The sequence below is a fragment of the Lysobacter sp. A378 genome (genome assembly GCF_054052125.1).
Genome location: NZ_JBSVRK010000002.1, coordinates 531607 through 545125, shown reverse-complemented (window position 1 = coordinate 545125; position 13519 = coordinate 531607). Strand labels below are relative to the sequence as shown.

Annotated in this window: 10 protein-coding genes and 3 tRNA genes; 1 reads left to right on the top strand and 12 read right to left on the bottom strand. The window is 65.0% G+C overall.

Features of this window, described 5'->3' with window-relative positions:
- Positions 1-31: 31 nt before the first annotated feature.
- The 8 genes from ACW7G1_RS08500 to uvrC all read right to left on the bottom strand — a co-directional run bounded on the left by ACW7G1_RS08500 (position 32) and on the right by uvrC (position 8045).
- Positions 32-1684: a ShlB/FhaC/HecB family hemolysin secretion/activation protein gene (locus ACW7G1_RS08500; RefSeq protein WP_456979318.1), complete on the bottom strand. Its 1653-nt coding sequence runs from the start codon at positions 1682-1684 to the stop codon at positions 32-34.
- Positions 1685-2021: 337 nt separating this feature from the next.
- Positions 2022-3647 (bottom strand): FMN-binding glutamate synthase family protein, encoded by a 1626-nt coding sequence (locus ACW7G1_RS08495; RefSeq protein WP_456979317.1) that lies wholly within the window; start codon positions 3645-3647, stop codon positions 2022-2024.
- Between the two features lie 85 nt (positions 3648-3732).
- Positions 3733-4989, bottom strand: a complete 1257-nt coding sequence (locus ACW7G1_RS08490; protein ID WP_456979875.1) for a lytic murein transglycosylase — start codon at positions 4987-4989, stop codon at positions 3733-3735.
- Positions 4990-5148: 159 nt separating this feature from the next.
- Positions 5149-5235 (bottom strand) — tRNA-Leu (locus ACW7G1_RS08485).
- 96 nt (positions 5236-5331) lie between these two features.
- Positions 5332-5405, bottom strand: a tRNA-Cys gene (locus ACW7G1_RS08480).
- Positions 5406-5484: 79 nt separating this feature from the next.
- A tRNA-Gly gene (locus ACW7G1_RS08475) sits at positions 5485-5560 on the bottom strand.
- 41 nt (positions 5561-5601) lie between these two features.
- Positions 5602-6168, bottom strand: coding sequence for a CDP-diacylglycerol--glycerol-3-phosphate 3-phosphatidyltransferase (gene pgsA, locus ACW7G1_RS08470; protein WP_456979316.1), 567 nt, complete (start codon positions 6166-6168; stop codon positions 5602-5604).
- Positions 6165-8045: an excinuclease ABC subunit UvrC gene (gene uvrC / locus ACW7G1_RS08465; RefSeq protein ID WP_456979315.1), complete on the bottom strand. Its 1881-nt coding sequence runs from the start codon at positions 8043-8045 to the stop codon at positions 6165-6167. Before uvrC ends, pgsA begins: the two co-directional genes overlap by 4 nt.
- Before the next feature lie 114 nt (positions 8046-8159).
- On the opposite strand from uvrC, the gene ACW7G1_RS08460 reads away from it, so the two are divergent.
- The gene (locus ACW7G1_RS08460) at positions 8160-9482 is read left to right on the top strand and encodes a DUF445 domain-containing protein (protein WP_456979314.1); all 1323 of its coding nucleotides are present in this window, start codon (positions 8160-8162) and stop codon (positions 9480-9482) included.
- 22 nt (positions 9483-9504) lie between these two features.
- Here the strand turns inward: ACW7G1_RS08460 and kdsB are convergent, their stop codons facing one another.
- Genes kdsB through ACW7G1_RS08440 form a run of 4 tightly spaced genes read right to left on the bottom strand, consistent with a single transcriptional unit; the run spans position 9505 to position 13518 of the window.
- Positions 9505-10278 (bottom strand): 3-deoxy-manno-octulosonate cytidylyltransferase, encoded by a 774-nt coding sequence (kdsB, locus tag ACW7G1_RS08455; protein ID WP_456979313.1) that lies wholly within the window; start codon positions 10276-10278, stop codon positions 9505-9507.
- Entirely contained in the window at positions 10275-11306 is a 1032-nt protein-coding gene (gene lpxK / locus ACW7G1_RS08450; RefSeq protein ID WP_456979312.1) for a tetraacyldisaccharide 4'-kinase, read from the bottom strand. Before lpxK ends, kdsB begins: the two co-directional genes overlap by 4 nt.
- On the bottom strand, positions 11303-13051 hold the full coding sequence (gene msbA / locus ACW7G1_RS08445; RefSeq protein WP_456979311.1) for a lipid A export permease/ATP-binding protein MsbA: 1749 nt from the start codon (positions 13049-13051) through the stop codon (positions 11303-11305). Before msbA ends, lpxK begins: the two co-directional genes overlap by 4 nt.
- A complete protein-coding gene (locus ACW7G1_RS08440) occupies positions 13048-13518 on the bottom strand; it encodes an ExbD/TolR family protein (protein WP_456979310.1) in 471 nt (156 codons plus the stop codon). Before ACW7G1_RS08440 ends, msbA begins: the two co-directional genes overlap by 4 nt.
- Position 13519 lies beyond the last annotated feature (1 nt).

The window sequence follows — 13519 nt, the reverse complement described above, 5'->3', positions numbered from 1 at the left end:
GATAACTCCCTTTGTCCCATGTCGAAAGGCGTCAGTAGGCCCAACCGAGGCTGAAACCAGTGGTCGTATATGCGGCCGCGAAGCCATCGGGTTCGTGGAGCGGCGAGCCCACGAATAAATCCCAGTTGAGGCGGCCATGGCCGCCGCGCAGGCCCACGACGGCGCCGGCGAGGTCATCGCCCAGCTGCCACTGGGTCGAAGGGCCGCTGACATGACCGTAGTCGACTCCGAGGTAGAGCTCCTGGCCGGCTCCCAGCGCCAGACCCAGGTCATTGCGAAGCCGCCAGCCACGCTCGCCGGACAGTGAAAGCTCCCCATTGAACCCGCGCACGGTGTAACGCCCGCCGATGGCGAAACGGTCCTGCGGCACCAGCGGAGTTTCGTTCCACTGCGCCCGCCAACTGCCCGAGTAACGCAACTGCTGGTTGCCCAACCGAAACGGCACGGAGAGTTGTATGTCGGCCGTCATCAGCTTCAGGCGGGAGGTTCCTTCGCCGAACGCCTCCTCCGGTGCAGCCAACGAACCGAAGGCACCCGTGCCACGCCGGTAAGCCAGCCGCGCATCGAGCGTCGCCGATCCCAGGAACTGCTTGTAAGTGACGCCCAACTCCCATCCCGCCGTGCGTCGGCGCTGGACCAGCACCTCGGTATCATCGATAAAGTTGTCCGATTCGCGCCACCAGCCCTGGGCATAGGCACCGGCCTTGATAGTCGCGTTGCGGAACAGCAACCGCGACAGATTGAGCTCGGCGTTACGGCTGGAGCCGCTATAGACATAGGTCTCGTAAGCGCCCGCCACCGCTTGGTGGTACTCGTAGTCGCTGGCGGTTGCACCCAGCAGCCAATAGTCGAACGGCACGTCGTAGTGCGCCGTTCTGCTGGTGGTGCCCTTGTGGCCACCGTTGAGCACGTCGTGGCCAAGGTTGATATAAAAAAGGTCGTTCCACGCCAGCGCGTTGTCCAACGAAACCGTTGCACCACCCTGGAGCTTGCCCGTGGCCTGGCTGCCGGCATCGTCAAGTGTCAGGTTCGCCCTTGCCGGGGCGCGCTGCTGCCACTCGATGACCAGGTCGCTTTCGCCAGGTTGCGCGTCGTCGCCATAGGCTGGCACGATCTGGATGTCCGCAGTGACCGTCGGCAACCGCTGGAAATTCTCGAGTGCCTGCTCGATGTCGCGCAGGTTGAGCAAATCTCCCGCGCGCACCGGGACCGCATTCCAGGCCGTGGCGCGCGAAGAAGTGTCGCCGGCAAAACGCACACCGCGCACCCGCCCGGGCACCACGGTCAGGGTGAGGGTTCCGGCCTTCAGGTCCTGTGGTGCAGCGAGGATGCGGGTCGTGACGAATCCACGCCCGATGACTGCGTTCTGGACCCGCGCGAGGGCGACGTTGACGCCCTGCGTCCCCAGGCAACGCCCGGTGGCGGGATCATCTGCGGGGTCTGCCGCCTGCAGCGCCCAGCGGAACCGGCCAGCGTCATCACCATCCAGCACGATCCGCTGGATCTCGAAGCAAGGCGACTCATCAGTGGGCAGTCGGCCTGAAACGAGGGTTTTGTCACCCTCGAGCCGCACGTCCGGCGCCATCTCCTGCTGTTCGCGCAGGATGCGTTCACGTTCCTGCTGTCGCCTGAGTTCCTGCGCGGCAGGGTCGCCCTGTGTCTGTGCCTCCACCGGAAACGTCATCAACGCAAACAAAGCGCCTGCCAACACCACGGCCGGGCCCACCCGTCCACGGGAACAATGCGCGCTCAAGACGCGCGGCCACGCCTCGGACTGCGGCGAGCAGTCCCCCGCTTCCCCTGTGATCAAACTTCCTTCCCCCTGTCGCACCACGCCGCAACCGGCGTAATCCAGCGCCGCGATTGAAGCGCCCGGATCCCCTAGACACCTCGCAACCATAATCCACGGCAGCACGAGCAGTGTCTAATTAGCAGCAAGGGTCTCACGCAGCGTGGTCCGATGGAAGGTCGATATGCCTATCCACGCGCGGTGATTGGCCGCGACCGTTACCCGGCCCGAGTCAGAATGACTTGCTCTCGCGCATCGACCGCACGTGGTGGGGGGCGGCAAACGAGTCGCTGCGGGAGTTCGCCCAATAGGTCTGGAATACGGCATGGTCCGGAATTCCATCCAGCAGTTGTCCCGGCTCGAGGAAGCGGTACAGCGCTGCCAGCGAACGCACCTCCACCGGCGAGACGCGCCGCAGGATATGTTCGGGGCCGATCTCTCGCGGGTCGTTCAGCCCGGCAGCGCACAACAGGTCGCGCAACGCGGTCATGGTGTTGCGATGGAAGCCGTGGACCCGGATCGATTTGTCGGTGACATCCAGCCCCTGCCAGCGCTTGGGGTCCTGGGTGGCGACGCCGGTCGGGCAGCGGTCGGTGTGGCAAGTCTGGGCCTGGATGCAGCCAACGGCAAACATGAAACCGCGGCCCGCGTTGCACCAGTCGGCGCCCATGGCCATGGTCCGCACGATGTCGAACGCACTGATGATGCGGCCGGCCGCCGCAAGCCGCAGGTCGTCGCGCAAGCCCAACCCGACCAAGGTGTTGTGGACCAGCATCAGAGCTTCCTGCATCGGCACGCCGACGTGGTTGATGAACTCCGCCGGGGACGCGCCGGTGCCGCCCTCGGCGCCGTCGACCACGATGAAATCCGGCAACAGGCGGGTTTCCTGCATCGCCTTGGCAATCCCGAACCACTCCCAGGGGTGGCCAATCGCCAGCTTGAACCCGGTGGGTTTACCACCCGACAGCTCGCGCAACCGTGCAACGAATTCAAGCAACTCGATCGGCGTCGAGAATGCGCTGTGCTGCGCCGGTGATACGCACTCCACGCCAGCGGTCACGCCGCGGGTCATGGCGATCTCCATGCTGACCTTGGCCGCCGGAAGCACGCCGCCATGCCCCGGCTTGGCGCCCTGCGACAGCTTGATCTCGATCATCTTCACCTGTGGGTCGCGCGCGTTTTTCGCAAAACACTCGGCATCGAACCCGCCGTCCGCGTCGCGGCATCCGAAGTACCCCGAGCCGATCTCCCAGACCAGGTCGCCGCCGTGCTCGCGGTGGTAAGAGGAGATCGATCCCTCCCCGCTGTCGTGGTAGAACCCGCCCATCTTGGCGCCCTTGTTGAGCGCCCGGATGGCATTGGCCGACAAGGACCCAAAGCTCATCGCGGAGATATTGAACACACTGGCCGAGTACGGCTGGGCGGTATTTTCACCCACCAGGATGCGGAAATCCGGGTTGCCGTGCGGCGTCGGGACCATTGAGTGGTTGATCCACTCGTAATCACTGGCGTAGACATCCTGCATGGTGCCGAAAGGGCGGGTGTCGTTGACCGATTTGGCCCGCTGGTACACCAGTGCCCGCTGCAACCGCGAGAACGGCACCTCGGCGGTGTCGGCCTGGATGAAGTACTGGCGCATCTCCGGACCGATCGATTCCAGCCCGTAGCGAAAGTGCGCGATCACCGGATAATTGCGGCGCAAGGTGCTGGATGTTTGCAACAGGTCGACCGTCCCCAACACGGCCAACGCGCCGAACAAGGCCAATGCCCAGCCCCAGCCAGGGGACACGAATATCGTCAGTGCGGCCGTCAGCACGGTCAGCGCAACGCAGGTGATGTAGGACGTGTAACGCGTCATGCAGGCTCCGGGGAATTCATCAAGCCCAGAGGATACCCGCGGTGCCAAGCCAAGGTGGACCCTGGCCCCATCAAGACGATGCTGGTCAGTCCGATGGGGGCGGATCAGCCGGACTGATCGGACCGGGCTCTGCACCCTTGACTGGCGCAACCTGCAATGCCTGAAGCAGCGACTGGCTGGCGCGCCCGTCTGTCGCAACCCCGAGACCTTGTTGCTCGATTTTGATGGCTGCCCGGGTCGCGCTGCCAATCAAGCCATCCACCTCGCCAATGTCATGGCCACGTTGCAACAGCAATTGCTGCAACTGACGACGCTCGCGTCGCGACAATCCCGGATCGGCCGTGGGCCAGGACGCCACCAGCCCTCCCTGCCCGCGCAAACGGTCCGACAACAGCGCAATCGCCAGGGAATAGCTTTCCGAGGCGTTGTACGAATAAATCGCGTCGAAATTCTTGAACACCAGGAACGCCGGCCCGGCCTTGCCAGCCGGCAGCAGCAGCGCGGTTGCGGTATCCGATGGTGCGATCGCACCGCCATCGATGCGAGAGATTCCGCGCCCGGCCCAATACGACAATGGCCGGCGCGTGGTGCGCCCGGAGATGGCGGTATCAAATCCGCCCGGCAACTTCACCTCGTACCCCCACGGCTGGCCGGTGCGCCAGTGGGAACGCTCAAGGTAGTTTGCCGTGGAGGCCAGCGCGTCGGGTACGTTGCCGACAAGATCGCGGCGGCCGTCGCCGTCGAAATCCACCGCGATGCGCTGGTACGTGGAGGGCATGAACTGGGTTTGCCCGAATGCCCCGGCCCAGGACCCGACCAGCGCGTCCGCGGCGATGTCGCCGGACTGGATGATCTGCAATGTCGCTGCCAGCTCGCCACGGAAAAATTCCTGCCGGCGCCCCATGCACGACAAGGTGGTCAGCGAGTTCAGCAGTGGTCGTGAGCCCGAGGTCTTGCCGAAGTCGCTTTCCACACCCCAGATTGCCACCACCGTGGCGGGGTCGACGCCGTACTTCGCTTCGACCTTGGCCAAGGTGACCGCGTGCTGGCGGAGCATCGCCTGCCCATCGGCAACCCGCTCGTCATCCACCAGTCCGGCGAGGTAGTCCCAGACCGGCGTCTTGAACTCGGGCTGGTTGTCCAGCAGCTTCAATACCGAGGTGTCGGGCACGATCGTGCGGACATTGCGGTCGAACGTGCCCTTCTGCACGCCCTTGGTCGCAAACTGGCGTTGCAGTTGGTCCAGGCAACGCCCGAACGCAGCGACATCGTAGGCGGGCGACGCAGGCACAGCTTGCGGTGTCGCGGCTTGCGCCAACGCGGGCGCGGGAAGCGCGGGCAGCACGAGCAGCGTGGGCAGGAGAAGTCGCCAGATCATGCATCAACCCTATATGGCAGTGGTGACGGCGCTGTCATGAGCAATCCTACGGTGCAAGTATCCCGAATTTGTCCCGCAGGACAGAACGATCACAAGCCAACGAAGATAAAAAGTTGACTTGGTTGGTGCCCGGAGCCGGAATCGAACCGGCATGACCTTGCGGTCGACAGATTTTAAGTCTGTTGCGTCTACCTGTTTCGCCATCCGGGCGTGCCACGCGGAATAGTACCGTCCTCTCCCATCTTGCGGGCGACCCAAAGAAAAATCCCGCAAGGCGCGAACCGTTGCGGGATTTGACTTTGAACATGGAGGCCGAGGTCGGAATTGAACCGGCGTACGCGGATTTGCAGTCCGCTGCATAACCACTCTGCCACCCGGCCGGATGACGTGCCCATAAAACAAAACCCCGATAACGGGGCTTGTTTCGACAAACACCCCGGCGAACCGAAGCGTTGAATCTGGAGCGGGAAACGAGACTCGAACTCGCGACCCCGACCTTGGCAAGGTCGTGCTCTACCAACTGAGCTATTCCCGCTGATGAGCCGTCCATTTTAGGCATAACAAACAAACTGTCAACTACCTGTTCGCATCTTCCTTCAGTGAAGGCCATGCTGCCCTCAGGTAGGCAAAAGCGGACCACAGTGTCAGCAGCGCAGCCGCCGCCAACAGCCACTCGCCGATGGCGTGGATGGGCATCCCGAACAGCGGCACCCGGTACAGAAGGAAGATCAGCGCGACCATTTGCACGACGGTCTTGATCTTGCCGATGGCAGCGACCTTGACCTTGGCCCGCTGCCCCAGCTCGGCCATCCACTCGCGCAGCGCGGAGACCGCGATCTCACGCCCGATGATCACCGCCGCCCACAGCGCCATCCAGACGGTCGGGTGCTTCTGCACGGTCAACATCAACGCAGTAGCCACCATCAACTTGTCGGCCACCGGGTCCAGGAACTCGCCAAACGTGGAGAACTGGTTATAGCGACGGGCAATCCAGCCATCCGCCCAGTCGGTAAGCGAGGCAAAGGCAAAGATCGCGGCGGCCGCGACGCTGGTCCACTTGAACGGCAGGTAGAAAACCATCACCAGCACCGGGATCAACATGATCCGCAGCAGCGTCAGCATGGTGGGAACCGTCAACTTCATCCGTCACTCCGTGGGCCATTGGTACGCGATCCGGCTTCGCCGGCTTCCAGTCCATGCAGGGTCGCATAGACGCGCTCGGCGAGCGCTTCATTAATGCCATCAACGCGTGAAATTTCTTCCACGCCAGCGGCCTTCAAGCCGCCCAACCCGCCGAAATGTCGCAACAGGTTACCGCGTCGACGCGGCCCGATCCCCGGAATATCCTCCAGCCGGCTGGTATTGCGCGCCTTCTGGCGACGTCCGCGATGCCCGGTAATGGCAAACCGATGCGCCTCGTCGCGGACCTGCTGGACCAGTTGCAGCGCCGGCGAGCCCGCACCAGGGTGCAGGCTGCGACCATCGGGCAGCAACAGGTCCTCGTCGCCGGGACGTCGCGCCGGGCCCTTCGCAACGCCCACCAGCACCACTCCGGTGATGCCGAGCTCATCAAGCACGGCGCGGCCCTGGGCGACTTGTCCGGCGCCACCGTCGATCAGCAGGACGTCGGGCAGCACACCGGCGGGCTTGTCGTCGGTCGCCATGGCCCGTTTGAACCTCCGGTGCAGCGCCTGGTGCATCGCCGCGTAGTCGTCGCCCGGCTCGATACCGGCGATGTTGTAGCGCCGGTACTGGCTGCGAACCGGGCCTTCGGCATCGAACACCACGCAGGACGCCACCGTCGCCTCGCCCATGGTGTGGCTGATATCGAAACACTCGATCCGTCCCGGCAGCTCGTCCATGCCAAGCATTTTCTGCAGGTCTTGCGCGCGAGCCAACTGGGCGGCATGGCTGGTGCGCTCGGTCTCCAGGGTGATCCGCGCATTGCGGCTGGCCATGTCGAGGTAGCCGGCGCGATCGCCACGCACGTTGAACCGCAGCTGCACCCGGTGCGCGCCGGTGTTGGACAGTGCCTGCTCGATCAACTCACGGTCGGGGATGTCGCGATCAAGCACTATCTCCACCGGCGGCACCTGCTCGCCGTAGTACTGCGAAACGAACGCCGCCAGCACCTCCTCGGGGCTTTCGCTGCCGTTGGTGCGCGGGAAAAAGGAGCGGGTCCCAAGATTCCTGCCGTCGCGGAACGCCAACAGCACGACGCAGGCGGCACTGCCCTGCATGGCAACCGCCAGCACGTCCAGGTCGGCGGCGCGGCCATCCACGTACTGGCGCGCCTGCAGGGTGCGGATCGAGGTCACCAGATCGCGCAGGCGGGCGGCCTGCTCGAAATCCAGGCGCGCACTGGCCGCTTCCATCTGTGCGCCTATCTCGTTGGTCAACTCGTCACTGCGACCTTCCAGCATCAACACCGCGCGGCGGACGTTCTCTGCGTACGCATCGGGCTCGACCAGGCCGACACAGGGACCACTGCAGCGGCCGATCTGATACTGCAGGCAGGGCCGCGTCCGGCTGCAGAAGACACTGTCCTCGCAGCTGCGCAACTTGAACAGCTTGTGGATCAGGTTGAGCGTGTCGCGTACCGCACCCACGCTGGCATAAGGTCCGAAATAGCGCCCCGGCACTGACCTCGGCCCCCGGTGCATCCCGATCCGAGGCCACTCGCCATGGGTCAGCAACACGTAGGGATAGCTCTTGTCGTCGCGCAGCAACACGTTATAGCGTGGCTTGAGCGACTTGATCAGTTCGTTCTCGAGGATCAGCGCTTCCGTCTCGGTACGGGTAACGGTGACCTCCATGCGCACGGTTTGCGCGAGCATGGTCATGATCCGCGTCGACTTGGGCGTCGCGTTGAAGTAGCTGGAGACCCGGTTGCGCAGCGCGCTGGCCTTGCCGACGTAAAGAATCTTGTCGTCGGCAGCGATCATCCGGTACACGCCCGGTGCGGTACTGAGGGCCTTGGCGAACGCCTTGCCGTCGAATACCGGCAGCAGGTCAGTCATGACGACACCGGGCAGGAAATACGCACATCAACTCCATGGATGGGGCAAATTATGCGTCACCGCAAGTCTTCCCGGATCATTGACCCTCGATGCCGACCGATTATTCTGCCCCAGATGAGCGCTGAACCCGACCACGACACGATCAATGACGGCCTGCGTCCCGACCGCGCGGCCGCGTTGAGGCGGCGCAAACGCACTGCCGTGACCATGCTGGTGATTGCGGCGCTGGTGTTCGTGGCCGGCAGCTGGCTGCGGATGAGCCACCCGCACTGGGCATTCGAGCTGCTGGTGGCAATGGCGGAGGCGGCGATGATCGGCGGGCTGGCCGACTGGTTCGCGGTGGTGGCGTTGTTCGGCCATCCGCTGGGACAGCGCTGGATCCCGCACACCGCGATCATCCCGAACAAGAAAGATGCGCTGGGGCGTGCGCTGGCCAACTTCATCTGCGACCATTTCCTCGACAACCAGGAAGTGCTGGCGAAGGTGCGCCAGTTCGATCCGGGCCGGCGACTCGCTGCCGCCCTGTCCGACCCGGTCCACGCCAGCAAGGTGGGTGGGTTCGTGGTGACCCTGGCACCGCATCTGGTGCAACTGCTGGACAGCGATCGCCTGCACCGCTTCCTGCATGGCCTGGCGCGCGAGCAATTGGGCCGGCTTGATGTTGCCGCGTTGGGCAGCCAGGTGCTCGAGGTGCTCACCCACGACCGCCGCCACCAGATGCTGCTGGACAACCTGCTGCGCGACGTCGGCGAGGTGCTGGCAGACCCGGACACCCAGGACCTGGTCGCCAGCAAGATCACGCCGCAGCTATGGTCGGTATTGCGCCTGGCCCGCCTCGACGACGCGGTAGCCGACAAGCTTGCCGCCAAGGTCGTTGCCGGCGTCAGCGACCTGCTCACCGAGATGGCGGACGATCCCCGGCACGAGCTGCGCCTGCGCTTCGATGATTACGTCACCCGGTTCACCCAGCGCCTGAAGACCGATGACGTGCTGCGCCGGAAGTGTGAAGAACTGCGTGACCGGGTGATCGATGACCCCGCCCTGCCCCGCCAGATCCGGGAGATGTGGTCGGAAGTCCTGGACTGGCTGCGCAAGGACCTGCAGCGCAATGACTCATTGATTGCCTTGAAGGCGACCCAGGGCGCGGAACTGATCGGCGAGAAGCTCAGCGGCGATCCGGCGATGCAGGCGTGGGTCAACCAATGGGTGATGGCCACCGTCGAGCCGATGATCGAGAAGTATCGAGGCAGCATCCGCGACTTCATCGTCGAGCGGGTCGCGCGCTGGGACACCCGCGAGCTGGTCCGCGAGCTGGAGTTGAGCGTTGGCAGCGACCTGCAGTACATCCGCTACAACGGCACCGCGATTGGCGCGCTGATTGGTGGGTTGCTGTTTGGCCTGCTGCACGTCATTGGCTGGATGGCGACGCTCGGTTGAGGCCGCCAGCTAACGCGACGGCTCAGCCGTTTCCGGCAAGCCATTTTTCCGCGCGGACCAGGTCTTCGGCGGTGTCCACGCCGGGCGGGAACGGATCGGGAGTCAACCCGACCGCGATCCGATAACCGGCCTCCAGCACGCGCAGTTGCTCCAATGATTCAACCTGCTCGAGCCGGCCCTGGGACATCGCCGCGAAACGCTGCAGGAACCCCGCCGTATATCCGTAGATGCCGATGTGCCGCAGCCAGGATTGGCCTTCCGGCATACGGGACGGGTCGCGCGAGAAGGCATCGCGCGGCCACGGGATCGGCGCACGGCTGAAGTACAGCGCGTCGCCGTTGTCGGCACGCACCAACTTGACCGCATTGGGGTCCAACAGCGTGCCCACCTCGGTCACCGGCGCGGCCAGGGTTGTCATCGCGGCGCCGCTGTCGCGCAACAATGCCGCCACCGCACGAATCCCCGCAGCCGGTGCGAAAGGTTCGTCGCCCTGCAGGTTGACCACGATGGTGTCATCGCTCCAGCCGGCGATTCGCGCGCACTCGGCCAGTCGATCGGTACCGGAAGCATGCGTGGCGGAGGTCATTGCCACGCGTACGCCGGCATTCGCCAACGCCGCTGCGATGCGTTCGTCGTCGGCCGCCACCCACACCTCGCGCGCGCCAGCTGCCAGGGCGCGCCGGACCACATGCAACACCAGCGGCTCCCCGCCAAGCAGTCTCAGCGGTTTGCCCGGCAGGCGACTGGCGGCGTGACGCGCCGGGATCGCCACCACGAAGTCCAAGGCTGCAGTCATCGTTGCCGGACCTGTGCCAATTTGTCCAGCAATGAGACCCAGAAGGCTTCCGGAAGCTCGGCGGTGACGGCCACGCTATGAAACGCTTCGGTTGCGAACCGGGCGCACTTGACGGCGTCCTTCTCGGTCATCAGCACCGGCAGCGGGCTGCCAAACTCGAAGTCGGACGCACGATAGCGATGGTGGTCGGCAAAGGCATGCGGCACCACCGCGATCTCCAGGCTGCGCAACATCGAGAAGAACCGCTCCGGGTTGCCGATCCCGGCAACCGCATGGACCCGGTGACCGCGAAACGACTCCAACGGTCTTGACCGGCCACCCAATACCGGCACGGCACTGTCGGCAACCAGGCGCATCGGCCATTCGCCAAAACCGGTTCCGCTGCTGTTGCTGCCCGCTGGCGCATTGGCAATGTTGATGACCCGGAAGTCGCACTGCGCTCCGCGCTCGGGCAACTCGCGCAACGGTCCGGCGGGCAGCAGCCGACCGTTGCCATAACGGCGGCGGCCGTCGACCACTTCGATCTCGACGTCGCGTTCAAGTCCGTAGTGCTGCAGACCGTCATCGCAGATGACAATGTCGCAACCGGCCTTCGCCAATGCCTTCGCCGCCGCAGCACGGTCACGGTCGGCACGCAGCTTGACCCCGGTGCGACGGACGATCAGCACCGGCTCGTCGCCGCCGACGGCGGGCTCGGTATCGGCCTGGACCCACACCGGGTTGCCCGCATCGGCGCGGCCGTAACCCCGGCTGGCAACACCCGGATTCCAGCCTTCGCGGCGCAGCCGTTCAGCCAGCGCGATGGTCAGCGGGGTCTTGCCGGCACCGCCAGCGGTAATGTTGCCGACCACCACCACCGGGATGCCCGGATGGCGGGTACGGAGCACGCCGACGCGATAGAGCCAGCGCCGGATACCACTGACTGCGGCATAGACCGCCGCCAGCAGCCGTGTATACAACGGCACCGGCGCGTTGCCGTACCAATGGGGTGGCTGGTGCTCGCGGCGACCACCGGGTCCTGCGTTCATGAGGCCTCGCGAAATTGCATGCGGTGCAGGTGAGCGTACAGCCCGTCCAGGGCCATCAAGCTGGCGTGGGTACCGCGCTCGACGATGCGACCTTCATCGAGCACGAGTACCTGGTCGGCATGTTCGATGGTCGACAGTCGATGCGCGATGACGAGCGTGGTGCGGTCTGGCATCAGGCGTTCCAGCGCATCCTGCACCAGCCGCTCCGATTCGGTGTCGAGCGCGGCGGTGGCCTCGTCCAGGATCAGGATCGGCGCGTCTTTCAACATCGCCCGGGCAATGGCCAACCGCTGGCGTTGGCCACCGGACAGGCGGCCGCCCTTGCTGCCGATACCGGCGTCCACCCCTTCCGGCAAACGCTCGACGAACTCGGTGGCGTTGGCACCCTGGATCGCACGGTCCAGGTCCTCCGGCGTGGCCTGCTCCATCTCGCCATAGGCGACGTTGGCCGCGATGCTGCCGTCAAACAGCATGACCTGCTGGCCCACCAGGGCGATCTGCTTGCGCAGGTCGGCCAGTCGATAGTCGCGCAGCGGCTGGCCATCGAGCAGGATCTGTCCCGACTCGATCTCGTAGAAACGCGGGATAAGCTTGATCAGGGTCGACTTGCCACTGCCGGAGCGGCCAACAATGGCGGTGACGGTCCCGGGCTTGGCACTGAAACTGACGTTGCTGAGTGCCGCCTGGCCCTGGTCCGGGTAGCGCGCACTTACGTCGCGAAACTCGATCTCGCCGCGCGCGCGCTCCAGCGGCAAGCGGCCGGTGTCGTGCTCGTCGGGGGCATCCAGGATGTGGAACAGTCGCTCGGCCGAGGCCACGCCACGCTGCAGCATGCCCTGCACATTGGTCAGCTGCTTGAGCGCGGGGATGATCGCCATCATCGCCATCATCAACACCACGAACCCGCCCGCGCCGAGGCGACCGGCGGCGGCTTCACGGCCGGCAAAAAACAGCAGCAGCGCCAGCCCGATCGCGCCCATCAACTGCACCAGCGCGGACGAGATGCTGCGGGTCGACTCGACCTTGAGGCTGAGCTTCAGGTGATGGTCCGCCTGCGCGGAGTAGCGCTGCATCTCGACACCCTGGGCGCCGTAGATCTTGACTTCCTGGTGGCTGGACAACGCCTGGTCGGCCGACTGCATCAGCTGCGACCCACTCTCCTGGATCTTGTGGCTGATCCGGCGATAGCGCTTGCCCACCGTGTTCATGACCCAGGCCAGTGGCGGCGCCAGCAGCACGATCGCAATGGTTACCTGCCAACTGGTCCACAGCATCACGCCGATGCCCACCAGCACCTGCAGCGCCTGCTGGATCATCACCTTCATCGCGTCGACCGCCGCCTGCGCGACCTGGTCGCTGTCCGAGCCCAGGCGAACCAGCATCGACGGCACCGGCTCGGTATCGAAGCGCAATCCAGGCAAGCGCAGATACTTGCCCAGTACCTGCACCCGCAAGTCACGGGAAATGCCACGCCCGGATTTGGCCATGTAGATGTCGGCCACGTAGCCCGCGACGCCGCGCAGCAGGAACAGGCCGACAATCGCCAACGGCAATACCAGGCTGAACGCCGCGTCCTTGGTGATGAAAGTCTCGTTGATCACCGGCTCCATGAGCTTGGTGAACGCGCCGCCTGCCAGCGCCTCCAGCAGCATCCCCACCCCTGCAAGCCCCAGCAGCGCCCGATACGGACGGGCAAAGCCCAGCAACCGCCGGTAGGTGGCCCAGGAGGTGATCGGCGTTGTCACTGCGAGGCTCCGGTGGCCGAAGCGCCGGACTCGCCACCCGGGGGCGCTGCGGCGCCTGACGGCGGCGCGGTCGGGATCATGATCCGGTTGAAACCCAGGCCACCCAGCGCGTCGTACACGGTGACCACCGCCTGGTAGGGGGTGCGCGCATCGACGCGCAACATCACCGGGCGCTCGCGGTCGCTGCCCGCCACCTCGCTGATGGTCGCCTTGAGCGACTCGATATCGGTGCGCAGCACTTCGCGGTCACCCACGAAATAGCGGCCGTCGGCATTGACCAGCACCACCAGCGGCTGCACCGCATCCACTTGCTCGCCGGTGGCGCGCGGCAGCTCGATCTGGATCACCGAGCGCGCATCAAAGGTGGCAGTGACGACGAAGAAGATGATCATCACCAGGATCACGTCGATCAGCGGTACCAGGCTGATTTCCGGCTCGTCCCCGGTGTGGCGGTCACGGATACGCATG

Bases quoted from the DNA above. Each gene is read 5' to 3' on its own strand.
- ACW7G1_RS08500 (WP_456979318.1), bottom strand. From the start codon at position 1,684: ATGACGTTTCCGGTGGAGGCACAGACACAGGGCGACCCTGCCGCGCAG.
- ACW7G1_RS08495 (WP_456979317.1), bottom strand. From the start codon at position 3,647: ATGACGCGTTACACGTCCTACATCACCTGCGTTGCGCTGACCGTGCTG.
- pgsA (WP_456979316.1), bottom strand. From the start codon at position 6,168: ATGAAGTTGACGGTTCCCACCATGCTGACGCTGCTGCGGATCATGTTG.
- uvrC (WP_456979315.1), bottom strand. From the start codon at position 8,045: ATGACTGACCTGCTGCCGGTATTCGACGGCAAGGCGTTCGCCAAGGCC.
- ACW7G1_RS08460 (WP_456979314.1), top strand. From the start codon at position 8,160: ATGAGCGCTGAACCCGACCACGACACGATCAATGACGGCCTGCGTCCC.
- kdsB (WP_456979313.1), bottom strand. From the start codon at position 10,278: ATGACTGCAGCCTTGGACTTCGTGGTGGCGATCCCGGCGCGTCACGCC.
- lpxK (WP_456979312.1), bottom strand. From the start codon at position 11,306: ATGAACGCAGGACCCGGTGGTCGCCGCGAGCACCAGCCACCCCATTGG.
- ACW7G1_RS08440 (WP_456979310.1), bottom strand. From the start codon at position 13,518: ATGCGTATCCGTGACCGCCACACCGGGGACGAGCCGGAAATCAGCCTG.